The sequence below is a fragment of the Variovorax durovernensis genome (assembly GCF_977011995.1).
The window spans coordinates 3,200,185-3,225,371 of the sequence record NZ_CDRNCW010000001.1 but is presented as its reverse complement, the minus strand read 5'-3'; the positions used below and the strand labels follow the sequence as shown (position 1 = coordinate 3,225,371).

Sequence of the window (25,187 nt, the reverse complement as noted above, 5' to 3'; positions counted from 1 at the left end):
AAGACAAATGACCCACGTCGTCTCCGAAGCCTGCATCCGTTGCAAATACACCGACTGCGTGGACGTTTGCCCCGTCGACTGCTTCCGCGAAGGTCCCAACATGCTGGTGATCGACCCGGACGAATGCATCGACTGCGCGGTCTGCATTCCCGAGTGCCCGGTCAACGCCATCTACGCCGAGGAAGACCTGCCGGCCAACCAGATCGCCTTCATCAAGATCAACGCCGAGCTGGCCCTGGCCGACGGCTGGAAGAGCATCACCAAGCGCAAGCCCGCGCTGCCTGATGCCGAAGAATGGAAAGACAAGACGGACAAGGTCGGGGAGCTGATCCGCTGAACCAGCCGGCCGCCATCGCCGCGCCCATCGAGACCGACGCCCTGATCGTCGGTGCCGGCCCCGTGGGGCTGTTCCAGGCCTTCCAGCTGGGCCTGCTCGAAATCTCCTGCCACATCGTCGACGCACTGCCCGCCGCGGGCGGCCAGTGCATGGCGCTGTATGGCGACAAGCCGATCTACGACATTCCCGGCACGCCAGTGACAAGCGGGCGCGACCTGGCGAAGTCGCTGTTGCAGCAGGTGGCGCCGTTCAAGCCGCAGTTCCACTTCGGCGAGCAGGTGGCCACGCTGGCCCGGCAACCGGACGACCGGCTGCTGCTGACCACCTCGGCCGGCAAGGCTTTCCTGGCGAAGACCGTGTTCATCGCGGCGGGCGTCGGGGCCTTCGTGCCGAAGCGCATTGCGCTGGAAGGCATCGAGCGCTTCGAGGGCACGTCGCTTTTCTATCACCCCGATTCGCTGGACCGCTTCGCGGGGCAGACCGTGGTGGTCAACGGCGGCGACGACGTCGCGCTGGAAACCGCCATCGCGCTGACCGGCACGGCCTCGCATGTCACGCTGGTCCATCGCCGCGACGGTTTCCAGGCCGACGAAGCCACGGTCGCGCCCATGCGCCAGCTCGTGGCAGAGGGCAAGCTGGCCTTCAAGGTCGGCCAGCCCGGCGCCTTCGACGGCAAGCAGCTCCAGATTGTCACGCCCGACGCCACCACGCTCGACCTGCCGCTCGACGCACTGATCGCCTGCCTGGGCATTTCCCCGCGCCTCGGCCCCATCGCCGACTGGGGGCTGGAACTGGAGCGCAAGCAGGTGCCGGTCGACACCGAGAAATACGAAACCCGCGAACGCGGCGTGTTCGCGGTGGGCGACATCAACACCTACCCGGGCAAGAAGAAGCTCATCGTCTGCGGCTTCCACGAGGCCACGCTGGCCGCCTGGGGTGCAACCGCCATCGTGTTTCCGGGCAAGGCCGTGCCGCTGCAGTACACGACCACCAGCACGCGTCTGCACGAGCTGCTGGGCGTGAGCAAGGCCTAAACCGCGCGGGGCAGCAGCGCCCTGTAATCGCCGATGAAGCTGCCGATGGCTGACACGTAGCGGTCGATGTCCGCATCCGTCAGCGGCAGCGACAGCACGACGAAGCCGCGCGGCGAGGTGTAGATGCCCTCGTTCAGCAGGTGGAAGAACAGCAGTTGCCGCAGCCGCCCGTCGACCGCCGCCAGGTCGTCGGTACTGCGCACCTCACCCTGCACGAAATGCGCGTTCATCAGCGAGCCGATGCCGGTGAACTGCATGGCGACGCCCTCCTTCGCGCACAGCGCGTCGAGCCGCGCCCGCATCGCCTCGCCCCTGTCGGCCAGCGCGCCCGCCGCCTCGGGCGTGAACAGCTTCGTGAGCCCGGCATGGCCGGCCGCCATCGTCATCACGTTGTTGTTGAAAGTGCCCGAATGGGCCAGCGGGCCGGTGCGCGGGTCGAACAGTGCCATCACGTCGGCGCGCCCGCCGAAGGCACCAAAAGACATGCCGCCGCCGATGTACTTGCCCAGCGTGGTCAGGTCCGAACGAATGCCGAGCTTGTTCGCCAGCCCATGCGGCGCGAGCCGCGAGGTCATGACTTCGTCGAAGACCAGCAGCGCGCCCACCTGCGTGGCCGATTCGCGCAAGGTCTGCAGGAAGTCGGGTTGCCCCGGGATGCAGCCGCTCGCGCCCTGCATCGGCTCGACCAATACCGCGGCGATCTCGGGGCCGTGCTGCTCGATCTGCGCGCGGGCGGTGTGGGCGTCGTTGTAGGGCAGCACGAGAAAGTCGAACGGCACGGTGGTCGGCAAAGGCTTGGCGCCGAAGCCCAGCACCCCGCCGTGGTAGCCGCCGGAGAACACGACGATCTTCCTGCGCCCCGTGAAATGCAGAGCCGCCGTGAGCGCCATCAGGTTGGCCTCGGTGCCCGAGTTGGTGAAGCGCAGTTGCTCGATCTGCGGAAAGCGCTCGCAGATCAGCCGGGCCAGCCGGCCTTCGAGCAGGTTGTGCCCCGTGAGGTTGATGCCGCCTTGCATCGCCTCGATGACGGCCTCGCGGATTTCCGGCGCGGAGTGGCCGTAGACGCCGGCCGTGTACTCGGCGATGAAGTCTGAATAGCGGTGGCCCTCGGCGTCCCACAGCGCGGCGCCCTCACCCCTGGCGATGGTCAGGGGGAACGGCGCGTAGAACAGCACGGAGCGGCTGTTCGCGCCGGGCATGTAGCGCGCCTGCGCCTCGAACTGGCGCTGGCTGGCCGGGTTGGCGTCGGTGAAGCGCTGGTACGCATCGGCAAGGGCCTGGTCGATGGCGGCATGGGTCATGGCGGATGTCCTTGGTTTGCAGACAGGTATTAATTGAGCAACGAACAATTAATATTGTTTATACGACCAATTGAACTGCCGCACAATGGCATCGACCATGAAGACGACCCCGCCACCCAAGCCCCGCTCCGCCGGCCGCCCCGCCGGCGGCGGCGAACTGACGAAGCAGCGCATCGCCGAAGTCGCGCTGGCGCAGATCGACGAATTCGGCCTCGGCGCGTTCAGCATGCGCGAGGTGGCGGCGCGGCTCGGTGTGTATCCGGCGACGGTGCACTGGCACGTCAGCACACGCGAAGCCCTGCTGGCCGAAGTGGCGGCTGCCGTCATGGCCAGCGTTGCGCCGCCTGCGGGCAAGCTCGAATGGCAGGCATGGATCGCGGAACTGTTCCGCCGCTGCCGCGACGCCGTGCGGCGCCACCCGAACGTGGCGCAACTGCTGGGCGCGCAACTGGTGTCCAACGGCAGCCTGCCGACAGAGCTGGTCGAAGGCGTCCTGGCCGCGTTGACCGAGGCGGGCTTCGAGGGCGAACCTCTGCTGGAGGCCTACAACTGCGTGATCGCGGCGATGCTGGGTTTCCTGACGATGGAGTTCTCGCCCCTGCCCGCCGACAACACCCAGGCCTGGGCCGAGGAACTGCGCGAACGCGTGCACACCATCCGCCCGCTCGACCACCCTGTGCTCACGCGCAACCTGCCATTGCTGGCCAACAAGGCCTTCATCGTGCGCTGGGACAACGGCACCACGGTGCCGCTGGACAGCAGCTTCGAGCGCCACATCCAGATGACCATCGACGGGCTCGAAGCCTTCGCGCGCAGGGTCAGGCCGGCGGCGTAGTCTCGAGCAGCTCGTACAGCACCATGCGCGTCTGCCGGCCGCGCAGTTCAGCCAGTTCCTCGATGCGGCGCGTGGGCAGGCGCCCGCCCAGCCCGTCGAAGGTCTCCTGCGATATCAGCGTGCGCGTGCCCAGTTCCTTGTTGGCGGCTTCGATACGGCTCGCCGCGTTGATCGTGTCGCCGATGGCGGTGTACGACAGTCGGTTGCTGGAGCCGAGCACGCCGGCGATCACCGGGCCGGTGTGAATGCCGACGCGCGTGCGGAACTCGTGCAGGCCTTCCGCGCGCCACTTGTAGTTGAGCGCTTTCATCCGGCCATGCAGTTCTAGCGCCGCCAGGCAGGCGCGGTACTCCGCATCTTCCAGGTCGGCCGGTGCGCCCCACAGCACCATGATGCCGTCGCCCATGAACTTGTCGACCACGCCGCCATGCCGCGCGAAGATGCCGGACGCGAGGTTGAAGTACTCGGTCAGCTGCCTCACGAGCACGTCGGCCTGCATCGATTCCGAGATGCTGGTGAAGCCTTCCACGTCGGTGAACATCACGGTGACTCGGCGCGGCGAGCCGCCGGGCGTCAGCGCATGGCCCTTGGCCACGAGCTGGCGCAGGATGTCCACCGGCACGAACTTTCTGAAGGCCTGCAGGCTGCGCGCCGACTCGTCCAGTGCCTGGTTGAGATGCTGGATCTCCAGCACCCGGCTCGGCTCGAGCGGCAGGTTGTCCAGCTCCAGCCGCCCGATGCGGCGCGCGACGCGCGAAAGGTTCTCGATGGGCCCGGTCACCAGCTTCGACAGCCGCAGCGAAATGAACAGCGCCAACCCGAGAAAGCTGAGCGTCAAAAGCAATGACCACAGCACCGCGCGCTGCAGGCCGCCGAGCAGCATCTCCTCGGGCTCCCAGCTGACGAGCTGCCACCGCGTGTGCGGTATGTGCGAGGTCTGCACGAGGTAGTTGCGCCCTTCATGCTCGAGTGAGAAAGCCAGGTCGTCGGCACCGCCCGCCGTGCTGGCCGCGAGCATGTGCGCGTGAATGGCGCCGAGCACGCCGGTGTCGGGCGATTCGAGCTGGCGCACCGGGTCGGGATGGTCGCTGCGAGCGATCACGTGGTGGTCGGAACTCAGCAAGGCGCTCTCGCCGTTGCCCAGCGCGCCGAAGATGCGCACGAGCCTCGACAGATGCCCCAGCGACACATTGGCGTCGACCACGAGCCCGCGCCTTCGGCCTTCTTCGTCGACGCGGCTGGAGGGGCGTGCGTGGCCGATGGCGAGTTCCTGCGCATCGCTCATCAGGAAGGGCTCGGTCCACACCGGGCCTTTCGCTTTCACCGCTTCCCGGTACCAGGTGCGCTTCTCGGGGTCGAAGTCGCTGCGGTAGGAGGAGATGGAGGTCGTCGCGAAACGCTGCCTGGCGTCGCCGCCTTCGAGGTCCGGCGAGCTCTTGTATTGCCAGGTCTCGGTGCTGAAGTCCGGGCCGCGCAGCACCTGGCGGATGGCCGGAACCGGGTAGCGAACGGCCATCAGCACATGGCCGTCGTCGGTGGCCACGTTGATGCTGTCGAGCTCGGGGGTCTGCTCCAGCATGGTCCAGAGCATCTCGGCTGTCTGCTCGCCGTCTTCGCCGGTCGCATGCACGCTGGGCGAATCGGCGATGGCGCGGATGACGCCCTCGGTCTTGGCGAGGAAGGCCAGCACGTTGTCCTCGACCCGGTCGTGGTTGGTCTTGTGCGCGGTCGTGCCCACCTTGGACACCAGCTTCTCCGCCGCCCAGTAGCCGAAGGCCACCAGCAACAGCGACTGCACCAGCGCGACGGCACAGATGATGGTGCCTACGTCGACCCTGAAACGCCGCAGGCGAGCGCCCTTGAAATCCTCATCGGCCATGCGAATCCCTCTCCCTTTCTTTGTTCTTCCTGCCTGCTTATCGGCACACGCGCCCTTTTCTTCTGTTTTCTTATGTTCTCTTCTGCTTATTCTTCAGGGCGCGGGGATTCTCGCGCGGCAAGGGGTCGGCCCGAGGGTTTTCCCTTGCCAGCAAAGGCACGCCTGCCGCTGCGGCTTCCCGGCAGCCCGCAAGTCTGTCGTTATGGCAGTCTCACTTTCTACCAACGCAACAAGGCTCTAACGGCCGTTGGGACTACGAGAGTACCGATTGAGGATGATGTTGGATAACGCTGGGTCGACTTGGTTGTGGAAGATGGCCAGTTGCACATCCCCTTGGGTCCAACTCCAAACAAGCAGCTTCTCGTGCACCTCGACCCCATCCGGTTGACCGTATTCATCGGCAGCCTTAGCTGCGGCCTGAGCGGCATTAATGCCCACCACAAGTACGGCCTCCAGATTCCCCGACTGATCGGCAGCTAACAGGACTTCATTCGCCAGAGTACCGAACACAGTTTGGGCTCGCTTTGGGAAGCTGCACGCAAGGCCACTGCTACGTGCATCCTTGCGTATGGATACAGATGGGGTCGGACAAGACCTCATCTCTTGACCGATCGCGAAGCCTGCTACAGCAAGTTCCGCCTCAGCTGCTGCACTAGCAAAAAGCGCAGCAATGAGGACAAGGGACCGGAGTGCGCCTGGGGCGCTCGACCGCAATTGGTGTTTCATGCCACGAAACTAGCGGCCCTTCGCCACCTTGAAAGGAGATTTCAAGCGAGTATCAGATTCCAATACGCCGGGGCCACTCGCTGCGCAGCTTCGTCGCGCTGCAGACCTCTTCTTGGCAAGGACATGCTTAATTCCCCCCAAGTGCATTACCGCTTGCGCACAAGCCAAGCCATGGTTCTACAATCTCCGTCCGCTAGGGGTGCTGGCCAGAAGGCCGGCTGAGAACACACCCTTTGAACCTGTCCCGCCGTGTTTACTTTCGCGGCTTGAGGTAATCCTCGCGCAGGGAAGCTGGTCCGGTTGGCCGCTCACGTTGTCTCGCGTGACGACCGTGTCGCTCGGGCCCCGCCCACCTGCCAAACCTTTTGCACTGGAGCAAACGGATGGCACAAGACAACAACAACGATCGCAGCAGCAATGCCGAATCCGCCTCCAACGAGGCGCTGACGCCGCTGCCCGCTTCCAGGCGCGTGTTCGGCTGGCACGACCACGCCGCGCTGTGGTTCAGCCTGGGCGTCGGCCTGCTGGTGATGCAGATCGGCGCCTACCTGGTGCCCGCCGTGGGCACACGGGACGCGGCCATCGCCATCGTGCTGGGCTCCTGCATCGGCGCGGGCCTGCTGGCCTGGACCGCCCGGCTCGGCTGCGAGACCGGCCTCGCCAGCGCCGGCCTGATGCACTCCACCTACGGCAGCGCCTTCGCGCGGCTGCCGGTGCTGCTGAACATCGTGCAGCTGGTGGGTTGGACCACTTTCGAGCTGGTCGTCATGCGCGAGGGCACGCAGGCCATCGGCCAGGCGGCCTTCGGGCCGTCCATCGGCTCGGCATGGGGCGGCGTGCTGACGACGCTGCTCTGGGGCGCTGTGCTGCTGGCGTTGCTCGCGGGCTCGATGGTCAAGCTGGTGCGGCGCTTCGTCAGCCGCTTCGGGCTGCCGTTGGTGGTGTTGTCGCTGCTGTGGCTCAGCTGGCAGTTCGCGACGCGGCTGCATGCCAAGGGACTCGACGCCTTCTGGGCGCGGCCGGGCGACGGCAGCATGGGCATGTTCGGCGCGCTGGACCTGGTGATCGCGATGCCGGTGTCATGGCTGCCGCTGGTGGCCGACTATGCGCGGCACGGCAAGCGCGGCACGGGGGGCCTGGGCAGTGCATTCAGCGGCACCTGGCTCGGCTATGCGCTGGCCAACATCTGGTGCTATGCGCTCGGCGTGATGGTGGTGAGCGTGGCCGAACCGGGCACCGAGCTGGTGACGGCGCTGCTGCTCGCGCAAGGCGGCCTGCTGGCGCTGGGCCTGATCCTGATCGACGAACTCGATAACGCCTACGGCGACGTCTACTCGGGTTCGGTATCCACGCACAGCCTGCTGCCGCGCTGGAGCGTGAAGCGCTGGGGCCTGCTGCTGGCCGCGCTGTGCATCGGCTTTGCACTGGTGCTGCCGATGCACACGCTGGAGCCCTTCCTGCTGCTGTTGAGTTCGGTCTTCGTGCCGCTCTACGGCGTGATCATCGGGCGGCTGGGCAGCGGACAGTCCGTGTCGGTCGGCGATGCGCGGAAGATCGATTTCGGCGCTGCGCTGATCTGGATCGCCGGCATTGCCGCGTATCACGCGCTGGCCAAGTGGGCGCCGCAGTTCGGCTCCGCGCTGCCGACGCTGGCCGCGACCTTCGCACTCGCCTGGCTCAGCCGGCCTTCAGCGCAAAGCGGTGCGTCGGCACTGGCGCAAAGCCGTGGTTGAGAGGACCATGACCCGCGCCGATCTTCACATCCGCCCCGGCGGCCATCGCGCCAAGGATGTATGCACGCGCCCGCTCGACAGCCTCCGGCAGCGCCGCACCCAACGCCAGGTGCGCGGCGATGGCGGACGACAGCGTGCAGCCGGTGCCGTGCAGGTTGGGGCTGTCGATGCGCTTCGAAGCCAGCCGCGTGCGCTCGCCGCCGGACTGCAGCAGCACGTCGACCACGTCGTCGCCCGGCAGATGGCCGCCCTTGAGCAGCACGGCCTTCGCGCCGAGCGCCAACAGTTCGTCGGCAGCGCTGTCGAGCGCATCGATACCGTCGATGGGGTGGCCGATGAGCAACGCGGCTTCGTCGAGATTGGGCGTGACCACCAGCGCGCGCGGGAACAGTTCGCGCACCAGCACCTGCACCGTCTCGGCCGCGATCAGTCGGTCGCCGCTGGTCGCGACCATCACGGGGTCGAGCACCACGTTCCTGAGCTGGTAGCGGTCGATGGCCCAGGCCACTACCTCGACCACCTCGGGCGCATGCAGCATGCCGAGCTTGACGGCATCGACGCCAATGTCTTCCACCACCGCCTGGATCTGCGCCTTGAGAAAGTCGGGCGGAACGCCATGGATGCCCGAGACGCCGAGCGTGTTCTGCGCGGTGAGCGCGGTGATGGCGGTCATGCCATAGCAGCCGAGCGCCGCGAAGGTCTTGAGGTCGGCCTGGATGCCGGCGCCGCCGCCGCTGTCGGAACCAGCAATGGAGAGCACGCGTGCGTAGCGCTGGGTGGGTGCTTGGGTCATGCCGAAAATTATCGGCGGTATCCACGCTCGGAAGGAGCGAGACCATGAGCCTTCCTTTTCAATCCACCGCCATCCTTGGCGCGGGCCTGATGGGCCGGCTGATGGCGGTCACGCTCGCACAGGCGGGCTGCAAGGTCGACCTGTTCGAAGCGGGCGGCCCCCATGCAGAAGGCGCTGCCGCACGCGTGGCCGCCGCCATGCTCGCGCCGCTGGCCGAATCGGCGGTAGCGCCGGTGTCGGTCGTGCGCATGGGGCAGCACGCGCTGTCGCGCTGGCCCGAGCTGCTGGCGAAGCTGGCGCAGCCCGTGTTCTTCCAGCGCGAAGGCACGCTGGTGCTTTGGCATCGGCAGGATGCCGCAGAGGCCGCACGCCTGGCGCGCGTGCTCGCCAACACCGGCACGCAGGTGCCCGAACTTGCGCCGATGCAAACGCTCGACGGCAAGGCGATCACCGCACTGGAGCCCTCGCTCGGCCAGCGTTTCGCGCAGGGCCTGTTCCTGCCGGGCGAAGGCCAGCTCGACAATCGAGCGCTGCTCGTGTCCCTGCTCGCCACGCTGCAAGCCAGCCCCCGCGTGACGCTGCACTGGCAGTCGGCGCGGGCACCTTCCGATTTCACGCCCGGCACGCCTGGCCAGCCCGACCGGGTGATCGACTGCCGGGGCCTAGGTGCCCGGCCCCAATGGAATGCGCTGCGCGGCGTGCGCGGAGAAGTCATTCGGGTGCACGCCCCCGAAGTGACGCTGCAGCGGCCCACGCGCCTGGTGCATCCGCGCTACCCGCTCTACATCGCGCCCAAGCCGGGCAACCTGTTCGTGATCGGCGCAACCGAGATCGAATCGGACGACATGTCGCCCGCCAGCGTGCGCTCCACGCTGGAACTGCTGAGCGCCGCGTATGCGGTGCACAGCGGCTTTGCCGAGGCGCGCATCGTCGAGATCGCCACGCAGTGCCGCCCCACGCTGCCCGACAACCTGCCCGCCATCGAGCAGCCGCAGCCACGCGTGCTGCGCATCAACGGGCTCTACCGCCACGGTTTCATGATCGCGCCCGCGCTGCTCGACGCCGCGATGGAACTGCTTGCGCACGGCCGCTCGACGCTTGCGGAGAGCTTCGGCATGGAGACCTCACACGCATGAACATCCTGATCAACGACAAGCCCTTCACCCTGCCCGACCATGCCACGCTGACTGATGCGCTGGCCGCGCTGGACGCCACGCCGCCGTTCGCAGTGGCGGTGAACCGCGAGTTCGTGCCGCGCTCCGCATACGCCGCGCGCGCGCTGCAGCCCGACGACCGCATCGAAGTGATCCGCCCCGTGACGGGCGGCTGAATGATGGAGACGACAAGATGAACACCACACACGATGACCCGCTGGTTCTCTACGGCGAAACCTTCCAGAGCCGCCTGCTGCTTGGCACCGCGCGCTACCCCTCGCCCGACCTGCTAGAAGCCGCGGTGAAGCGCGCCCGGCCCGCGATGCTCACAGCCTCGCTGCGCCGGCAGACCGCCAGCCAGGGCTCGGGCAACAGCGACCTCGGCAACGGCTTCTGGGAACTGCTGCGCCGCCTTGGGGTGCCGGTGCTGCCCAACACAGCCGGCTGCCACAGCGTGCAAGAGGTGGTCGCCACCGCGCAGATGGCGCGCGAGCTGTTCGACACGCCCTGGATCAAGCTCGAACTGATCGGCGACGACTACACGCTGCAGCCCGACACCCTGAATCTCGTCGACGCGGCCTCGCAGCTGATTCGCGACGGCTTCAAGGTGCTGCCCTATTGCACCGAAGACCTGGTGCTGTGCCAGCGGCTGGTCGACGTGGGCTGCCAGGCCGTGATGCCGTGGGCCGCGCCCATCGGCACCGGCCGCGGACCGGTCAACCCCTATGCGCTGCAAGTGCTGCGCGACCGGCTGAAGGTGCCGATGCTGGTCGACGCGGGCCTCGGCCTGCCTTCGCATGCCTGCCAGGTGATGGAATGGGGCTACGACGGCGTGCTGCTCAACACGGCCGTTGCACTGGCGCAAGACCCGGTGGCCATGGCCGGCGCATTTGCCGACGCGGTGCAGGCCGGCCGCACCGCACATCGCGCCGGCGCGATGGCCGCGCAAGACGCCGCGCAACCCAGCACGCCGGTGCTCGGCACGCCCTTCTGGCATCACGCGCCATGACAGCAGCAATCAACGACGCCCGCGCCATCGCGCAAGCCATCGTCGCGGCCCACGGCTTGCGCTTCGGCGCCATCACCGCCGCGCCCGTGAGCGCACCGGTTTTCTCGTCGGACGACCCGGTGTACCGCGGCGCCAAGCAGGCTTGCTCGGCACTGGGCTTCATCGAGATCGACGCCGAATGCCTCGCCCACGCATGGCGCGCACAGACACTGCGCCTGAGCAACTTCGACGCCGCGCTGTGGCCCGATGCACCCGCCGACTTCGGCATGCGCCCGTTCCCGCCGGCCGCGCGCGACGATGCCTTCCCGTCCTGCCCCGAACGCCTCGGCCTTTACGCCGTGCTGCCCGACGCGCAATGGGTCGGGCGCATGGCGCGCGCCGGCGTGCCGACGGTGCAGTTGCGCTTCAAGTCGGACGACGCGGCGGCCATAGAGCGCGAAGTGCAGGCGGCCGTCGAAGCAGTGCGCGGCACCGATGCGCTGCTCTTCATCAACGACCATTGGCAGGTCGCCATCGCGGCGGGCGCCTACGGCATCCACCTCGGCCAGGAAGACCTCGACGCACTCTCGCCCGATCAGCTGGCGCAGCTGCGTGCTTCGGGCGCGCGGCTCGGCGTCAGCACGCACGGTTATGCCGAGATGGTGCGCGCCGACAAGGTGAGCCCGAGCTACATCGCGATGGGCGCCGTCTACCCGACCACGCTCAAGAAGATGGCAACCGCGCCGCAGGGCGTGGCCCGCCTCGCGGCCTATGCACGATTGCTGCGCGGCTATCCGCAGGTGGGCATCGGCGGCATCGACGCGGTGCGCCTGCCCGAAGTGCTGGCCACGGGCGTCGGCTCCGTCGCCGTGGTGCGCGCCCTGGTCGCGGCCGAAGACCCCGAGGCCACGGCCAGGCAATGGATGGCGGCGATGAACAGCAACGCCGTCGGCAACTGAACAGAATGAACCAACCCAAGCCCCCTCTTTCTTCTTCCGCATGGCAGCTTTCGCCCGTCTCGCGTGCGCTGGCGGTCGTTCTCTTCACCGCTGCTTGCGGCGTGCAGGCGCAGCAGGCCGCATTGCGCGAAGTCACCGTCAACGAAAGCACTGCCGCGCCGCAAGCCGACATCAGCGGCTTCGGTGACGTGCCGCTGCGCGAACTGCCGCTCTCGGCCACGGTGATCGACAGCCAGCAACTGCGAGCCAGCGGCGCGCGCCGGCTCGCGGACCTCACGCAGTTCGACGCCTCCGTCACCGACGCCTACAACTCCGCCGGCTACTGGGACTACCTGACGGTGCGCGGCTTCGTGCTCGACAACCGCTTCAACTACCGGCGCGAAGGCCTGCCGATCAGCGCCGAAACATCGATCCCGCTCGACAACAAGGAGCGCGTCGAGATCCTGCGCGGCACCAGCGGCATCCAGGCCGGCACCAGTGCGCCGGGCGGGCTGGTCAACTACGTCGTCAAGCGGCCGACCGAGCAAGACCTGCGCACGGTGCGCATCGAGACCACCAGCCGCGGCAGCCTACTGGGCGCCATCGACCTGGGCGGGCGCTTCGGCGAGAACCGCGAGTTCGGCTACCGCATCAACGTGGCGAGCGAAAACCTCAAGCCGATCACACACAACCTCGACGGCAACCGCAACCTGTTCTCGCTCGCGGCCGACTGGCGCATCACGCGCGACTCGGTGCTGGAATTCGAAATCGAGCAAAGCCGCAAGACGCAGCCGAGCCAGGCCGGCTACAGCCTGCTCGGCAGCGTGCTGCCCAGGCCGGTCGATCCGCGCATCAACCTCAACAACCAGCCGTGGTCGCAGCCCTCGGTATTCAAGGCGCTGACCGGCACGGTGCGCTTCAGCCAGGCACTGAATGCCGACTGGCGCTGGAGCGCGCAGATCGGCCAGCAGCGCCTGAAGAGCGACGACCGCCTGGCCTACGCCTTCGGCTGCAGCGCCGAGGGCAACTACGACCGCTACTGCTCCGACGGCACCTTCGACGTGTACGACTTCCGCAGCGACAACGAGCGCCGCACGCAGACCGCGGGCAGCCTGAGCCTCAAGGGCAACGTGACAACGGGCAGCGTGAAGCACGAGCTGGGTTTCGGCCTGCTGCAAAGCCGCGTGCGCAACCGCTTCCAGGACCAGGCCTACAACTACGCAGGCACCGGCAACATCTGGGGCACAGCCATGGTGCCGGCCAACCCCGACGCCACCACGCCGCAGACCAACCGCGACGAACGCTCGACCGAACTGTCGGTGCAGGACGCCATCCGCTGGAACGACCGCTTCACCACCTGGCTCGGCGTGCGCCACACGCGGCTCGACCGCCGCAGCATCGGCAACGACGGCTCGAGTGCGACCGGCTACAAGCAGGACGTGACCACGCCATGGATCGCCGCGAGCTACGCCATTCAACCTGGCTTGCTGGCTTATGCGAGCTGGGGCAAGGGCGTGGAATCGCAGGTCGTGCCGAACAGGATCTCGCAGTACATCAACGCTGGGCAGGCCCTGCCCGCGCTGACCTCGCGCCAGTGGGAACTGGGCCTGAAGGGCGGCAACGATGCGTTCAATTGGCAAGTCGCGTGGTTCGACATCTCGCGGCCGATGACCAACCTCGACCTGTGCAGCGGCTACTGCGAAGTGCGCAACGACGGGCGCGCCGTGCATCGCGGGCTGGAGGCCGGCGCGCAATGGAACCAGGGGCCGTGGCGCCTCGGCGGCAGCGTCGCTCTGATCGACGCCAAGCGGCGTGGCAGCACCGAGAACCCGGCGCTCAACGGACAGTCGCCGACGAACGTGCCCAAGGAAGTGCTGCGTGCACAGGCCGCGTACCGCGTCGCGTCGGTGCCGGGGCTGGAGATCGCGGGCCAGCTTTCGTACGAAGGCCGGCGCAACGTGCTTCCGGATGGATCGATCACCCTGCCCTCGTGGACACGGGTCGATGCGGTGCTGCGCTACGACACCAAGCTGCGTGGCGTGAACACAAGCTGGACGCTCGCTGTCGACAACCTGTTCGACCGTCGCTACTGGAAGGAGTCGCCGTACCAGTTCAGCCACGTGTATCTGTTTCCCGGTGCGCCGCGCACGCTGCGTCTTGGCGTAAGCATCGCGTTGTGAGTGTGGTGAGCCTCACAAATTTATCGATGAAGATATGCGCGGTTGAGAAGGCGCAAAAAATCACGCTATAATCTAAGGCTTGTTCCTCGATAGCTCAGTTGGTAGAGCGCCGGACTGTTAATCCGTAGGTCCCTGGTTCGAGCCCAGGTCGAGGAGCCAAAACAAGCCGCAAGGCAACTGGATGCCCTGCTACTCATAAGGTAGCGGGGCATTTTCATTTGGGCCTTGTTTGCGTCGATGCATAGACGATAAAAAAATCAGGCTGTCACACTCAAAATCGGCAAATCCATTGCATATAATTTAAGGCTTGTTCCTCGATAGCTCAGTTGGTAGAGCGCCGGACTGTTAATCCGTAGGTCCCTGGTTCGAGCCCAGGTCGAGGAGCCAAATCAAGCCGCAAGGCCTCTGAGAAGCCCGCTGTTTTCACGAACAGCGGGCTTTTTCTTTGGCGGCGTGCAAGCTCGCGACTTCAGCAAAGCCAGCTAAGTACGCAGCCCGCAAAGGGCGCACACTGACGCGCATGGAAAGCCGTCGAACCGAGCAGGACTACCGGGCCCGCGTGGCACGCGCGGTCGCGGCCATCGTCGCGGACCCGATCGCCGATCACCGGCTTGAAGACCTCGCGCGGCTCGCGCACTTCTCACCCTTTCATTTCCATCGCGTCTACGCCAGCGTGGCCGGCGAGACCGTGGCCGCCACGGTCCGCCGTGTGCGGCTCGCGCTCGCGACGCAACTGCTCGAAGCCGGCGACCAGAGCATCACGCAGGTTGCGCTAGCGGTGGGCTACGAGAGCCCACAGGCCTTCACACGCGCCTTCGGGCAGTTCACCGGCCAGTCGCCACGTGAGTTCCAGCGGCAGATGGTTCGCGCGGTGCTCGATGTCGACGCAATGCCGCAGGCCGGCAACGACAGCGGCGCGCCACCCGCCGTGCGGATCGTCGAACGCCCCGCGCAGCGGCTGCATGCGCTGCGGCACCAGGGATCTTTCGCGACCATTCCGCACACCCATCGGCGGCTGCGCCTTCATGCAGGCACACGGGTGCTGTCGGAGCACTGGGGCGCGTCCTTCAGCGCCCCCGAGGACATCGACGGCTTCAGGTATTACGCAGCGTTCGCGTCTCCCGACCCTTGGCCGGAGGATGACTCGGGCGTCGAGTTGCTCGACATCCCGGGTGGCTGCTACGCCGTGCATCGCCTGGCCGGCCCTTATGCGCGCATCAATGCCGCGGTGCAATCGCTCTACGCGCGTTGGCTGCCGGGCAGCGGCTACGAGCCCGACGACCGGCCCACGCTGGAGCACTACCTGAATTCGCCGCGCACGGTGCAGCAAGCCGAGCTACGCACCGATCTGCTGATTCCGGTTCGCCACGCCAGTTCGTCGTAGGCGGCTTACCTCGGCTGGAACGCGATGAGCCCCATGCCCGCGAGACATACCGCGACACCGGCAATATCCCACGCAGTCGGCCGGATGCCGTCGACCGCCCACAGCCACGCGATGGCCACGCCGATGTACACGCCGCCGTAGGCCGCATATACGCGGCCCGCCGCCGTTTCATGCAAGGTGAGCAGCCATGCGAAGGCCGCAAGGCTGATCGCGGCAGGCACCAGCAGCCATGCCGAGCGGTCTTGCTTGAGCCACAGATAAGGCAGATAGCAGCCGATGATCTCCGCGAGAGCCGTCGCGACGAACAGAAGAAAAGTGCGCATCGCGCGATTGTGCATAGCGGTGCCCTGCCCTTATCGGCAAGACACGTGAGGCCATTCGCTTGATGGCCGCCACCCTCGCACCTACACTCGGCCGATGGCCCCCTCGTCCACGTCCCGCAACCGCACTGCCCGCGCAGCCCTGCTCCAGGCAGCGGCTGGCCGTGGCGCAGGCGTCGTCGTTGCGGCGATCACGACGGTCTTGCGACGCACCTCCGCACTTTCCTGAGCCCGGCGGTCCGCTACCTTCTTTCTTGATGCGCGAACCATTGACCGCCGGGCACCACGCCGCGCGGTAGCGACTTCGCCTGCTCTTCCACGGCAATGGGCGGTGTCGCATTCAACTGGAGTGCTTCATGCCTGCAACCATTCACGGGGAGCGCACGCTCACCGAACTCGATTTCGTCCGCCTCGGCAAACTGGCTGGCGGCGCCATCCCGCCGGCGTTGTCCGACCTGCTCGACCTGGCCGACATCCTGCCCTCGCGCGACGTGCCCGCGGACATCGTCACGATGAACTCCCAGGTCGAAATCGAAGACCCGGCCACCCGCCAGACGCAGAAGATCACCCTCTGCTACCCCGGCGACGCACAGCCCGGCACGGGCTGCGTATCGGTGCTGTCGCCCGTCGGTATCGGGCTGCTCGGCCAGCGTGCCGGCGCGCTCGCACGCTGGCACATGCCCAACGGTGCGGAAGGCGCTGCGCGCGTGGTGTCTGTGCTGTTCCAGCCCGAAGCCAGCGGCAACTATCTGGCCTGATGCGCCCGCGCAGACCAATTGGTCAAAACTGTCGCCAGGCCGTCTGTTTTAAAACGTTTACCGAGTAATAATCGCCCCCGCTTTGCCAGCCGCGGGCCTCTTCTTCCGGCACTGCGGCGGGAAGCAACGTGCGCACGCATACACATGACTTTTGGCACTGGTGTGCCTACCGGTCGGCCCGTATCGTCGCGCGGTCGCTGGCGCGACGAGCAGGGAGGTCACAACAGGCCATGCGGTCCCCATCTTCGATTGAGACAGGTGGCGCCTCCCCGGGCGCGCTGCTTTGTTTTCACTTGACAGATCCGGACATGGCTTTTTCCAAACTTTCTCTCGCAAGCGCACTCGCCGGCCTGCTGGCCCTTTCGGGTTGCCAGACCATGGACATGCAAATGGGCAGCCAGTCGGCCAAGACCGTGGCCACCGGCAGCGCCGCCGGCGGCGCGACCTCCGGCGAAAGCAGCCAGCTCGAGCGCTGCGACTCCCCGCTGGGCACGGTCTCGCTGATCGAGAACCAGAGCGCGGGCTGGTACACGGTGCTCACGGGCGAATACAAGCTGCCGCCCACCGCCAACCTGCTGCGCCTGCTGGTGCAGCAATCGAACTGCTTCATCGTGGTCGAGCGCGGCGCGGCCGGCATGAACGCCATGACGCGTGAACGCGCGCTGCAGCAGTCGGGCGAAATGCGCGGCGGCAGCAACTTCGGCCGCGGCCAGATGGTCGCTTCCGACTACGGCCTGTCGCCCGAAATCGTGTTCAGCAACAGCGACGCGGGCGGCCTGGGCGGTGCGCTCGGCGGGCTGGTGGGCGGTGGCCGTGGCCGTGCCATTGCGCAGCTCGGCGCAAGCATGCAGACCAAGGAAGCCAGCGCGCTGCTGACCCTCATAGACAACCGCTCCGGCGTGCAGGTCGCGGCCGCGGAAGGCAGCGCCTCCAAGACAGACTTCGGCGGCTTCGGCAACCTGAGCGGCCTTTCCGCTGCCGGCGGCATCGGCGGCTACACCCGCACGCCCCAAGGCAAGGTGATTGCCGCAGCGTTCATGGACGCCTTCAACCAGATGGTTCGCTCGCTGCGCAACTACAAGGCGCAGACGGTACGCGGCCAGGGCCTCGGCGGTGGTGGCCGCCTGGGCGTGGACGGCGGCGCGGCACCGTCGCAAACCTATGTGCCGGCCGAGAAGCCGGCGTCCACGCGACGCCGCAGCAAGTAACGGGTCAGGCGCGCGCGGTTTCAGGCACCGCACAACCAGCCGGCAAAAGCCGCGCCGCGCCTCCCCCGTATATAGGATGTGCAGGGGCACCCCCGCCCCATACCCTCGGCGTGATTCGAAAACAGCCTCCGAGGGTTTCTCTTCACCATGCGCATCGCCTTCACGTCCTGCATGAGCGCGTACAGCTTCCCCGACCAGCCGGTGTGGGACCAGATTGCACAGGCTCAATGCGACGAACTGGTGCTCCTGGGCGATTCGGCCTACTACGATGCGGACGGCCAGAGCACCGCCGCCATCCAGGCAATGGACGCCAACACCTTCGCCCTGCATGCGCATCAGCGCCTCTACAAGCAGGTCAGCCACCCCGGTTTCTCCGCGCTCGTGAAGAGCCCCACGCTGCGCACGCACGCCATCTGGGACGACCACGACTTTCTCTGGAACGGCTCATGCGGCGCGCAGATCGAGGGACAGCCGCAGTACAGCCACCTGCTGGCGCCGACGCGTGCGGTGTTCGCGCGCTATCGCAAGGCACTGGCCGCCCGGTTCGCGCCCGGCAGCTTTCCCCAGGTGCCGCCGCCATGGGCCGCCGACGTGCCGCCGCCCGGCTACAGCAACGTGCCGCTTGCCAATGACGTGCTGCTCCACCTTACCGACGGCCGCAGCTTCAAGTCGTCGCGTGGCCGCAAGGCGCTGATGGGCAGCAAGCAACTCGACGACTTCGAGGCGGCCTGCGCGAGCGCATCGTCCGATACGGTTCACCTGCTGGCCTCGGGCGTGGTGTTCGAGGCGCCCCATGGCGAAACCTGGCTCAACTGCAGCAAGGAACACGAACGCCTTCTGGCGCTGGCCGACAAGTACCGCATCCTCATCCTGAGCGGCGACGTCCACCACAACAAGATCACCCAGTACCCTACCGAGCGCGGACGGCTGCTGTTCGAGGCCACCGCGTCCGGCGCGGCAATATGCACGCTGGTCACGCTGGGCGCGCTGCAATGCAACTGGGGCCTGCTGGACATCGATGCCGACCGCATCACCGTGCAGGTCTTCCAGAAAGACCCGGCCACCCTGCCGCAAACCATCGACCGCAAGACCTGGCGCTGGGTGACGCAGCAGGCTGGCGCATGACGCAGGCAACGCAGGTTGCCCTGGTCGAGGACGACACCGGCATGCGCGAGCGCATCGCGCGTGTCGTCGACGCTGACCCGTCGCTGAGCCTGGCCTTCAGCGCTTCCAATGCCGCCGACATCCTGGCGTGGCTGAACGACAACCCCATCGACGTGCTGCTGGTGGACCTCGGCCTGCCCGACCACCCCGGGCTGCAAGTGATCAGCCAGTGCCGCTCCATGCAGCCGGCCTGCGCGGTGATGGTGTTGTCGATCTTCGGCGACGAGGCCAACATGGTCCAGGCCTTCGAGGCCGGCGCCAGCGGCTATCTGCTGAAGGACGGCACCGAGACGGAACTGGCCACCCACATCCGCCACCTGCGCGCGGGCGGCTCGCCCATGTCGCCGGTGATCGCGCGGCAGTTGCTGCGACGCTGGCAGGCTCGCGCCGGCACCGCGGCCCCGGCCAAGCTGGCCGCCCCCTCGCCCTTCGGTGGCAGCATCCGCCCTGAGCGCCTGTCGCCGCGCGAGTTCGAGGTGCTCGACCTCGTCTCTCGTGGTTTCACCTATGTCGAAGTCGGCACGCAGATGGGAGTCTCGGCGTCGACGGTCCAAACCCATATCCGCAATATCTACGGCAAGCTGGATGTGCACAACAAATCGGAAGCGGTATTCGAGGCGCGCAACCTCGGCTGGCTTCCCTAGCGTGATCGCCCGGAGGATGCACCGCTGGCTGCTGGCGGTGCTTTGCCTGCCGCTGCTCGCGGCGGCGCTCCACGCCCACGCGGCAACCGCCGATCCGATGGAGGTCGGCTTCGCCGAAGCGACTCTCGAGCCCGACGGCCTGCCGCCGCAGATACGCCGCGTGCCGTTGCCCTTTCGCTGGGACCACGAGTTTCCCGGCCGTGGCGGCAAGGCCAGCTACCGCATGGAGCTTCCTGACGCCGCCGTGCCGGCGGGCGCCCCTTCGGCGCTGCTGATGACAGGCGTGGGCAACCAGGTGGCCGTGTCTTTCAACGATGCGCTGGTGGCCAGCTACGGTACGCTGGGCGACCCCGGCTACGAGGCCTCCAAGGGCAACCACCTGGTGCATGTCGCGGCGGCGCTGCACCGCGAAGGCCAGCCGCAGGTGCTGGTCGTGCGCACCACCATCCAGCGACAGCGCGGGGCGGGGCTGGCGAGCGTTCAGTACGGCACCGAGGCGGCGCTCGCGCCCATCTACCGCGCACAGCAGAACTGGCGCAACACCTCGGCCATCGTCTATGCGGTCAGCCTGCTGCTGATGGGCGGCATGGCCGGCGGGCTGTGGCTGCGCCAGCGCGACGCGCTCTACGGCTGCTTCGCGCTGGCCGCGCTCTCGGGCGTGGCGCGCAACCTCGACCGTGTATGGCCCGAAGTGCCGGTGCCCTGGCCGCTGTGGGGCGCGGTGGTCGCGGTCTGCTATGCGTGCCACATCGGGCTCATTGCGCGCTTCGTGATGCTGGTGCTGGAGCGCAATCCGCCGTGGCTGGTGCGTGCGATCTACACCGCGCTGGCAACCACGGTCACGCTGGCCTGCGCCTCTTTCGCCTTCGCGCTGCCGAAGCTGTGGACCGGTGGCCTCGTCATCCTGCAGCTGACGAGCATCGTCTGCCTGCCCTATGTGGTGTACGGCGCGCTGGTGGAGCGCCGCCGCATCGCGAAGGTCTTGATGGCGGCGGGCTCACTCGCCATTCTGGCCGGCGCGCACGACCTGCTGCTGGTGCGCATGGGGCTGTTCGGCGGCGCCGACTACACGCTGACCGCGCACGCGATGTTCTTCTTCGTGATGATCCTGGCCGGCCTGGTGGTCGAGCGCTACAGCCGCACCGTGGCCGACTACAGGGCGCTCAACGCCAATCTCGCGGCCCGCATCGACGAACGCGAAGCGCAGCTGCGCGGCGCCTTCGACACACTGCGCCAACAGCAGCAGGAGCAGGCGGTGCTGCTGGAGCGCCAGCGCATCATGCGGGAGATCCACGACGGCGTGGGCTCGCAGCTGGTCGGCCTGCTCAACATCGTGACGCAGCCGGCGCCCGAGCGCAAAGTGGTCGAGGAGCATGTGAAGCTCGCGCTCGACGAGATGCGCATGGCCGTCGACTCCCTGCAACCCACCCACGACGACCTGCCAACCGTGCTGGCCACGCTGCGCTACCGGCTGCAGCCGCGGCTGGATGCGGCCGGCATCGAACTGGTATGGGACGTGGCCGTGATTCCGCCCATGGCTCCATTCGCCGCCCAGGCCGCGCTGCAGTTGCAGCGCATCCTGCTCGAAGCCTTCACCAATGTGCTGAAGCATGCGTCGGCCACGCGCATCGTGATGCACGCGAGCTGGCACGGCGAAGAAACACCGCCACTGGTGCGCATCATGCTCACCGACAACGGCCGGGGCCTGCCCAAGGCGCCGGACAGCGGCCGGCCGCCGGGGCACGGCATCTCGAACATGCGGGCGCGCGCCCAGTCGATAGGCGCCAAGCTGCAGATAGAAACCGCGGACGAGCGCACCGGGGGAACCCGCGTGCTGATGGACTGGCCCTGCACGCTGGCCTGAGCTGCCTCAGCGAAGCGCGAAAGCCAGCGTGACCGCGCCGAGCGCCAGCAGCGCAAGGCCGGCAATGAACACGGCCTCGCCCCAGCTCTCCAGCCGGGCGCCGGAGCCGCGCGAACGCATCGAGATGAAAGACAGCAACGCGCTGGCCAGGAAGACCAGCGCGTCCACGGCCAGCAGGCGGTCGATGAGCAGCCGCATGTCGTCGCGCGGCCCGAGGTGCCCGATCGACATCACCGTCATGCATACGCCGATCATCGTGGCCGACGTGGGCAGGATGTGCGCCGACAGGCCACCGCCCGTCGCGCGCCCATCGCCCACTTCTCGCGACGGCTTTCCGCGCGGCGTCATCCAGCCGTCGCCTTCGGGGCCGTTCAGCCGATGCGAACGGGCACGAAGATCTTGTCTTCGCCGCGCTGGATCAACAGCGCCACCGACTTGTTGGTGGCCTTGGCCACCACCTCGCGCACCTGCTCCACGCTCTGCGCCGGCGTGCCGTTGATGGCCAGCAGCACGTCACCAGCCTGCACGCCCGCCAGGGCCGAGGGGCCGGCGGCGTCTTCGATCAGCAGGCCGTTGTCGACCGAGGCCTCGCGCTTTTCCTGCGGCTGCAGTGGACGCAGCGCCAGCCCCAGCTTGCCCTGCCCCACGTCGGCATCGGCCTTGGCGACCTTCGCCGGCTTGTCGCTCGCGTCGCCGAGCTTGGCCTGCAGCTCCTGGCGTTCGCCCTGGCGCCACACCTCGAGCGTGACATTCTTGCCCGGGGCCTGCTGGCCGATCACCGCGGGCAGGTCGCCCGAGGAAACGATCGGCTGGCCATCGACCTTGCGGATCACGTCGCCCGCCTTCAGGCCGGCCTTGTCGCCGGGGCCGCCCTTCTCGATGTTCGAGACCAGCGCGCCTTCGGGCTTGTCGAGCTTGAACGAATCGGCAAAGGCCTGGTTCACTTCCTGCACCGCCACGCCGAGCCGGCCGTGCGTGGCCTTGCCGGTCGCGACGATCTGGTCCTTCACCTGGATCGCCACGTCGATCGGAATCGCGAACGACAGGCCCTGGTAGCCGCCGCTGCGGCTGTAGATCTGCGAGTTGATGCCGACCACTTCGCCGCGCGTGTTGAGCAGCGGGCCGCCCGAATTGCCGGGGTTCACCGCCACGTCGGTCTGGATGAACGGCACGTAGCTGTCGTCGGGCAGCGTGCGTCCCTTCGCGCTCACCACGCCGGCCGTCACCGTGTTCTCGAAGCCGAAGGGCGAGCCGATGGCCAGCACCCATTCGCCGACCTTCAGGTCCTTGGTGTTGCCCAGTGCGAGCACCGGCAGGTTCTTGGCGTCGATCTTCAGCACCGCGATGTCGGTCTTGGCGTCGGAGCCCAGCACCTTGGCGCGGTACTCGCGGCGGTCGGTCAGCTTGACGGTGACTTCCTTCGCGTCCTTCACGACGTGCGCGTTGGTGATGATGATGCCGCTCGGGTCGACGATGAAGCCCGAGCCCTGCGCACGCATCGGCACGTCGCGTTGCTGCTGCTGGCCGCGCGGGTTCATCTGGCCCTGGAAGCGGCGGAAGAACTGGAACATCGGGTCATCGGGGTCGATGCCCTGGATCTCAGCCGCGGCCTCGTCATCAGACGCCTTCATGGTGCCCGTCACGCTGATGTTGACCACGGCCGGGCCGTCGCGCGAGGTGATGGTCGAGAAATCGGGCAGCGTGACCATGGCCGCGGGCGCCGTGGCGACTGCGTTGGTGGTGGCCGGCGCGCCCACGGCGCGAGCGCTGGTGTAGGCACCGGCACCGACGGCACCGATCACACCCGCGGTCGCCAAGGCAATCACCAGGGCGCGGGGCGAAGTCAGACGGGAGTTCATTTGTCGGTTCCTTTCAAGGCGTATGCACGCAACACGATGAAAGGAATGTCGCCGCCCTGACTTAAGCGCCGCTTAAACGACGCTCCCCCCAAGGAAGGGCTCAGGCGTGAGCCGGAAAGCGCACCAGCACCCGCAGGCCGCCCAGGCTGGGCGAGGCGTCGAGCGCCACCGTCGCGCCGTGCAACTCGGCGATCGACTTGACGATGGCCAGGCCCAGGCCGCTGCCGGGCGCCTGTGTTTCGCCCGAGCGGTAGAAGCGGTCGAGCACGCGTTCCCGCTCCGTCTCGGGCAGCCCGGGGCCGCTGTCGTCCACGCTGAGTTCGACGGCGTCGTCGCGCCTGGCGATGGCAATGTCGACACGCCCCTCGACGGGCGTGTACTTGACGGCGTTCTCCAGCAGGTTGCGCAGCAGCATGCGCAGCGCCTCCGACTGGCCGCTGACGACCGCGGCATCGGCGTGCGTGATGCCGATGTCGATGCCGCGCGCCTGCGCGCCGGCCACCGCGTCGGACACCGCGAGCCGCGCCACCTCGGAGAGATCGACCGGCTCCGGCGTGGCGCCCGCGGCCATGCTGGCCTCGTGGCGCGCCAGGGCGAGCATCTGCTCGACGAGGCGCGTGGCGCGGTCGATGCCCGCCACCAGCCGGCTCACGGCCAGGTCGCGCGAAGCATCATCGGGCGCGCGCTGCAGCCCCTGCACTTGCAGCTTCAATGCGGCCAGCGGCGAACGCAGTTCATGCGCGGCATCGGCAACGAAGTGCTTCTGCGCGTCGAAGGCGTGGCGTACGCGGTCGAACAGCAGGTTCAGCTCCTGCACGAGCGGGCGCACTTCTTCCGGCAGGTCTTCCTCGCTCACCGGCGACAGGTCGTCGGCCTGGCGCGAGGCCACCTGCTTGCGCACCCGCGCCACCGGCGCGAGCGAGCGGCTCACCACCCACCACACAACCAGCATCAGCAGCGGCGCCATCAATGCCACTGGCGCGATGGTCCGCAACGCGAGCGAGCCGGCCATGTGCCGCCGCGCCGCCATGTCCTGCGCCACCTGGATCACCAATCCACGCGTCTGCATCGAGAACACGCGGTACGTGGTGCCGCGCGCATGCACGTCGGCAAAGCCAAGCACGGCGAGTTGCGGCAGTGCCGCCTCTTCGGCGGATTCGAAGATGCGCACGCCGTCGGCGGTCCACACTTGCACCACAAAGTCGAAGTTCTGCTCGCCCGTGCCGATACCGCCGACCGTGGCGCTCGGCGGCAGCCCGGCGCGCAGCGACAGCGCCATCTGCTGCATGTGATAGTCGAAGATGTCGTCGGCTTCGGCAAGCACCGTGCGATAAGCCACCAGCGCCTGCGCGCTCGCCGCCAGCACGATGGCCGCGAGCAGGAACCACAGCAGCCGCGCGCGCAGGGAACCGGTCAGCTTGCGCCTCATACCTTCGGCACCATGTAGCCGACGCCGCGCACGTTGCGGATCAGTTCCGCGCCGAGCTTCTTGCGCAGGCCGTGCACGTACACCTCCACGGCATTGCTGCTGATCTCGTCTTTCCAGCTGTAGAGTTTTTCCTCGAGCTGGGCACGCGACAGCACCATGCCGGGCCGTGCGAGCAGCGGTTCCAGCACGGCCCATTCGCGGGCCGACAGCACCACCGGCTGGCCGGCCACCGAGACTTCGCGCGTGGCCGGGTTGATGCTCACGCCCATGTGTTCGTACACCGGCTCGGCGCGGCCCGCCGCGCGGCGCAGCAAGGCGCGGATGCGGGCCAGCAACTCTTCGAGGTCGTAGGGCTTGAGCACGTAGTCGTCGGCGCCGGCGTCCAGGCCTTCGATACGCTGCTGCACCGAGTCGCGCGCGGTGGCAATCAGCACAGGCATGCGCTGCTTGCGCGCGCGCAGGTTGCGCAGCACCTCGAGCCCGTCGCGGCGCGGCACGCCCAGGTCGAGCATCACCAGGTCGTACTGCTGGGTACGCAGCGCCGACTCCGCGGCCTCGCCGTCTTTCACCCAGTCCACCGCGTACTGCTCGGCACGCAACAGGTCGAGCACGGCTTCGCCGATCATCACGTCGTCTTCGAGGAGGAGGAGTCGCATGGT

At 67.5% G+C, this 25,187-nt stretch carries 24 protein-coding genes and 2 tRNA genes; 17 read left to right on the top strand and 9 right to left on the bottom strand.

What is annotated here, in order from left to right; translation table 11 throughout:
- The first annotated feature begins 7 nt into the window (after positions 1-7).
- Together fdxA and ACWV14_RS15350 are read left to right on the top strand one after the other, a co-directional pair.
- Positions 8-337, top strand: a complete 330-nt coding sequence (gene fdxA, locus ACWV14_RS15355; protein WP_093123335.1) for a ferredoxin FdxA — start codon at positions 8-10, stop codon at positions 335-337.
- Positions 295-1,371, top strand: a complete 1,077-nt coding sequence (locus ACWV14_RS15350) for an NAD(P)/FAD-dependent oxidoreductase (RefSeq protein WP_454909347.1) — start codon at positions 295-297, stop codon at positions 1,369-1,371. The genes fdxA and ACWV14_RS15350 overlap by 43 nt, the downstream gene beginning before the upstream one ends.
- Here ACWV14_RS15350 and ACWV14_RS15345 read toward each other — a convergent pair.
- Positions 1,368-2,672 (bottom strand): aspartate aminotransferase family protein, encoded by a 1,305-nt coding sequence (locus ACWV14_RS15345; RefSeq protein ID WP_454909346.1) that lies wholly within the window; start codon positions 2,670-2,672, stop codon positions 1,368-1,370. The two genes, ACWV14_RS15350 and ACWV14_RS15345, sit on opposite strands and share 4 nt — an antisense overlap.
- Positions 2,673-2,769: 97 nt before the next feature.
- On the opposite strand from ACWV14_RS15345, the gene ACWV14_RS15340 reads away from it, so the two are divergent.
- On the top strand, positions 2,770-3,507 hold the full coding sequence (locus ACWV14_RS15340; RefSeq protein ID WP_454909345.1) for a TetR/AcrR family transcriptional regulator: 738 nt from the start codon (positions 2,770-2,772) through the stop codon (positions 3,505-3,507).
- Here ACWV14_RS15340 and ACWV14_RS15335 read toward each other — a convergent pair.
- Positions 3,491-5,386, bottom strand: coding sequence for an adenylate/guanylate cyclase domain-containing protein (locus ACWV14_RS15335; RefSeq protein WP_454909344.1), 1,896 nt, complete (start codon positions 5,384-5,386; stop codon positions 3,491-3,493). The genes ACWV14_RS15340 and ACWV14_RS15335 overlap by 17 nt on opposite strands.
- Before the next feature lie 237 nt (positions 5,387-5,623).
- A complete protein-coding gene (locus tag ACWV14_RS15330) occupies positions 5,624-5,896 on the bottom strand; it encodes a hypothetical protein (RefSeq protein ID WP_454909343.1) in 273 nt (90 codons plus the stop codon).
- A 599-nt stretch (positions 5,897-6,495) separates the two neighbouring features.
- Here ACWV14_RS15330 and ACWV14_RS15325 point away from each other — a divergent pair.
- A complete protein-coding gene (locus ACWV14_RS15325; RefSeq protein ID WP_454909342.1) occupies positions 6,496-7,845 on the top strand; it encodes a purine-cytosine permease family protein in 1,350 nt (449 codons plus the stop codon).
- On the opposite strand, the gene thiD is transcribed toward ACWV14_RS15325, so the two are convergent.
- Positions 7,790-8,638: a bifunctional hydroxymethylpyrimidine kinase/phosphomethylpyrimidine kinase gene (thiD, locus tag ACWV14_RS15320; protein ID WP_454909341.1), complete on the bottom strand. Its 849-nt coding sequence runs from the start codon at positions 8,636-8,638 to the stop codon at positions 7,790-7,792. The genes ACWV14_RS15325 and thiD overlap by 56 nt on opposite strands.
- A 44-nt stretch (positions 8,639-8,682) precedes the next feature.
- On the opposite strand from thiD, the gene ACWV14_RS15315 reads away from it, so the two are divergent.
- From ACWV14_RS15315 to ACWV14_RS15280, 8 genes are all read left to right on the top strand, one after another.
- A complete protein-coding gene (locus ACWV14_RS15315; protein ID WP_454909340.1) occupies positions 8,683-9,774 on the top strand; it encodes an FAD-dependent oxidoreductase in 1,092 nt (363 codons plus the stop codon).
- Complete coding sequence (gene thiS / locus ACWV14_RS15310) at positions 9,771-9,968, top strand: sulfur carrier protein ThiS (protein WP_454909339.1); 198 nt, start codon at positions 9,771-9,773, stop codon at positions 9,966-9,968. The genes ACWV14_RS15315 and thiS overlap by 4 nt, the downstream gene beginning before the upstream one ends.
- Positions 9,969-9,985: 17 nt before the next feature.
- Entirely contained in the window at positions 9,986-10,801 is an 816-nt protein-coding gene (locus tag ACWV14_RS15305; RefSeq protein WP_422086488.1) for a thiazole synthase, read from the top strand.
- Entirely contained in the window at positions 10,798-11,739 is a 942-nt protein-coding gene (gene thiE / locus ACWV14_RS15300; protein ID WP_454909338.1) for a thiamine phosphate synthase, read from the top strand. Before ACWV14_RS15305 ends, thiE begins: the two co-directional genes overlap by 4 nt.
- Positions 11,740-11,744: 5 nt before the next feature.
- The gene (locus ACWV14_RS15295) at positions 11,745-13,898 is read left to right on the top strand and encodes a TonB-dependent siderophore receptor (RefSeq protein ID WP_454909337.1); all 2,154 of its coding nucleotides are present in this window, start codon (positions 11,745-11,747) and stop codon (positions 13,896-13,898) included.
- Positions 13,899-13,981: 83 nt separating this feature from the next.
- A tRNA-Asn gene (locus ACWV14_RS15290) sits at positions 13,982-14,057 on the top strand.
- 152 nt (positions 14,058-14,209) lie between these two features.
- Positions 14,210-14,285: transfer RNA gene (locus ACWV14_RS15285), tRNA-Asn, on the top strand.
- Positions 14,286-14,418: 133 nt separating this feature from the next.
- Positions 14,419-15,282 carry an AraC family transcriptional regulator gene (locus tag ACWV14_RS15280; RefSeq protein WP_454909336.1) on the top strand — a complete coding sequence of 288 codons (864 nt, stop codon included), beginning with the start codon at positions 14,419-14,421 and terminating at the stop codon, positions 15,280-15,282.
- 5 nt (positions 15,283-15,287) lie between these two features.
- Here the strand turns inward: ACWV14_RS15280 and ACWV14_RS15275 are convergent, their stop codons facing one another.
- A complete protein-coding gene (locus tag ACWV14_RS15275) occupies positions 15,288-15,605 on the bottom strand; it encodes a YnfA family protein (protein WP_454909335.1) in 318 nt (105 codons plus the stop codon).
- Positions 15,606-15,958: 353 nt separating this feature from the next.
- Between ACWV14_RS15275 and ACWV14_RS15270 the strand changes: the two genes are divergently transcribed.
- From ACWV14_RS15270 to ACWV14_RS15250, 5 genes are all read left to right on the top strand, one after another.
- Positions 15,959-16,360: a GreA/GreB family elongation factor gene (locus tag ACWV14_RS15270; protein ID WP_454909334.1), complete on the top strand. Its 402-nt coding sequence runs from the start codon at positions 15,959-15,961 to the stop codon at positions 16,358-16,360.
- 308 nt (positions 16,361-16,668) lie between these two features.
- Entirely contained in the window at positions 16,669-17,568 is a 900-nt protein-coding gene (locus ACWV14_RS15265; protein ID WP_422086483.1) for a CsgG/HfaB family protein, read from the top strand.
- A 147-nt stretch (positions 17,569-17,715) separates the two neighbouring features.
- Positions 17,716-18,693 (top strand): alkaline phosphatase D family protein, encoded by a 978-nt coding sequence (locus tag ACWV14_RS15260; protein ID WP_454909333.1) that lies wholly within the window; start codon positions 17,716-17,718, stop codon positions 18,691-18,693.
- Positions 18,690-19,376, top strand: a complete 687-nt coding sequence (locus ACWV14_RS15255) for a response regulator transcription factor (protein WP_422086481.1) — start codon at positions 18,690-18,692, stop codon at positions 19,374-19,376. Before ACWV14_RS15260 ends, ACWV14_RS15255 begins: the two co-directional genes overlap by 4 nt.
- 1 nt (position 19,377) lies before the next feature.
- The gene (locus tag ACWV14_RS15250) at positions 19,378-21,240 is read left to right on the top strand and encodes an ATP-binding protein (RefSeq protein WP_454909332.1); all 1,863 of its coding nucleotides are present in this window, start codon (positions 19,378-19,380) and stop codon (positions 21,238-21,240) included.
- Positions 21,241-21,246: 6 nt separating this feature from the next.
- Here ACWV14_RS15250 and ACWV14_RS15245 read toward each other — a convergent pair whose 3' ends face one another.
- From ACWV14_RS15245 to ACWV14_RS15230, 4 genes are all read right to left on the bottom strand, one after another.
- Positions 21,247-21,588 (bottom strand): hypothetical protein, encoded by a 342-nt coding sequence (locus ACWV14_RS15245; protein WP_454909331.1) that lies wholly within the window; start codon positions 21,586-21,588, stop codon positions 21,247-21,249.
- 23 nt (positions 21,589-21,611) lie between these two features.
- Positions 21,612-23,099, bottom strand: coding sequence for a DegQ family serine endoprotease (locus ACWV14_RS15240; RefSeq protein WP_422086478.1), 1,488 nt, complete (start codon positions 23,097-23,099; stop codon positions 21,612-21,614).
- 100 nt (positions 23,100-23,199) lie between these two features.
- Positions 23,200-24,528, bottom strand: coding sequence for an ATP-binding protein (locus ACWV14_RS15235; protein WP_454909330.1), 1,329 nt, complete (start codon positions 24,526-24,528; stop codon positions 23,200-23,202).
- Positions 24,525-25,184 carry a response regulator gene (locus ACWV14_RS15230; RefSeq protein ID WP_237674498.1) on the bottom strand — a complete coding sequence of 220 codons (660 nt, stop codon included), beginning with the start codon at positions 25,182-25,184 and terminating at the stop codon, positions 24,525-24,527. The genes ACWV14_RS15235 and ACWV14_RS15230 overlap by 4 nt, the downstream gene beginning before the upstream one ends.
- Positions 25,185-25,187: the final 3 nt, after the last annotated feature.

Excerpts from the sequence above, each read along its gene's own strand:
- fdxA (WP_093123335.1), top strand. The coding sequence starts at position 8 with ATGACCCACGTCGTCTCCGAAGCCTGCATCCGTTGCAAATACACCGAC.
- ACWV14_RS15350 (WP_454909347.1), top strand. The coding sequence starts at position 295 with ATGGAAAGACAAGACGGACAAGGTCGGGGAGCTGATCCGCTGAACCAG.
- ACWV14_RS15345 (WP_454909346.1), bottom strand. The coding sequence starts at position 2,672 with ATGACCCATGCCGCCATCGACCAGGCCCTTGCCGATGCGTACCAGCGC.
- ACWV14_RS15340 (WP_454909345.1), top strand. The coding sequence starts at position 2,770 with ATGAAGACGACCCCGCCACCCAAGCCCCGCTCCGCCGGCCGCCCCGCC.
- ACWV14_RS15335 (WP_454909344.1), bottom strand. The coding sequence starts at position 5,386 with ATGGCCGATGAGGATTTCAAGGGCGCTCGCCTGCGGCGTTTCAGGGTC.
- ACWV14_RS15325 (WP_454909342.1), top strand. The coding sequence starts at position 6,496 with ATGGCACAAGACAACAACAACGATCGCAGCAGCAATGCCGAATCCGCC.
- thiD (WP_454909341.1), bottom strand. The coding sequence starts at position 8,638 with ATGACCCAAGCACCCACCCAGCGCTACGCACGCGTGCTCTCCATTGCT.
- ACWV14_RS15315 (WP_454909340.1), top strand. The coding sequence starts at position 8,683 with ATGAGCCTTCCTTTTCAATCCACCGCCATCCTTGGCGCGGGCCTGATG.
- thiS (WP_454909339.1), top strand. The coding sequence starts at position 9,771 with ATGAACATCCTGATCAACGACAAGCCCTTCACCCTGCCCGACCATGCC.
- ACWV14_RS15305 (WP_422086488.1), top strand. The coding sequence starts at position 9,986 with ATGAACACCACACACGATGACCCGCTGGTTCTCTACGGCGAAACCTTC.
- thiE (WP_454909338.1), top strand. The coding sequence starts at position 10,798 with ATGACAGCAGCAATCAACGACGCCCGCGCCATCGCGCAAGCCATCGTC.
- ACWV14_RS15295 (WP_454909337.1), top strand. The coding sequence starts at position 11,745 with ATGAACCAACCCAAGCCCCCTCTTTCTTCTTCCGCATGGCAGCTTTCG.
- ACWV14_RS15280 (WP_454909336.1), top strand. The coding sequence starts at position 14,419 with ATGGAAAGCCGTCGAACCGAGCAGGACTACCGGGCCCGCGTGGCACGC.
- ACWV14_RS15275 (WP_454909335.1), bottom strand. The coding sequence starts at position 15,605 with ATGCGCACTTTTCTTCTGTTCGTCGCGACGGCTCTCGCGGAGATCATC.
- ACWV14_RS15270 (WP_454909334.1), top strand. The coding sequence starts at position 15,959 with ATGCCTGCAACCATTCACGGGGAGCGCACGCTCACCGAACTCGATTTC.
- ACWV14_RS15265 (WP_422086483.1), top strand. The coding sequence starts at position 16,669 with ATGGCTTTTTCCAAACTTTCTCTCGCAAGCGCACTCGCCGGCCTGCTG.
- ACWV14_RS15260 (WP_454909333.1), top strand. The coding sequence starts at position 17,716 with ATGCGCATCGCCTTCACGTCCTGCATGAGCGCGTACAGCTTCCCCGAC.
- ACWV14_RS15255 (WP_422086481.1), top strand. The coding sequence starts at position 18,690 with ATGACGCAGGCAACGCAGGTTGCCCTGGTCGAGGACGACACCGGCATG.
- ACWV14_RS15245 (WP_454909331.1), bottom strand. The coding sequence starts at position 21,588 with ATGACGCCGCGCGGAAAGCCGTCGCGAGAAGTGGGCGATGGGCGCGCG.
- ACWV14_RS15240 (WP_422086478.1), bottom strand. The coding sequence starts at position 23,099 with ATGAACTCCCGTCTGACTTCGCCCCGCGCCCTGGTGATTGCCTTGGCG.
- ACWV14_RS15235 (WP_454909330.1), bottom strand. The coding sequence starts at position 24,528 with ATGAGGCGCAAGCTGACCGGTTCCCTGCGCGCGCGGCTGCTGTGGTTC.
- ACWV14_RS15230 (WP_237674498.1), bottom strand. The coding sequence starts at position 25,184 with ATGCGACTCCTCCTCCTCGAAGACGACGTGATGATCGGCGAAGCCGTG.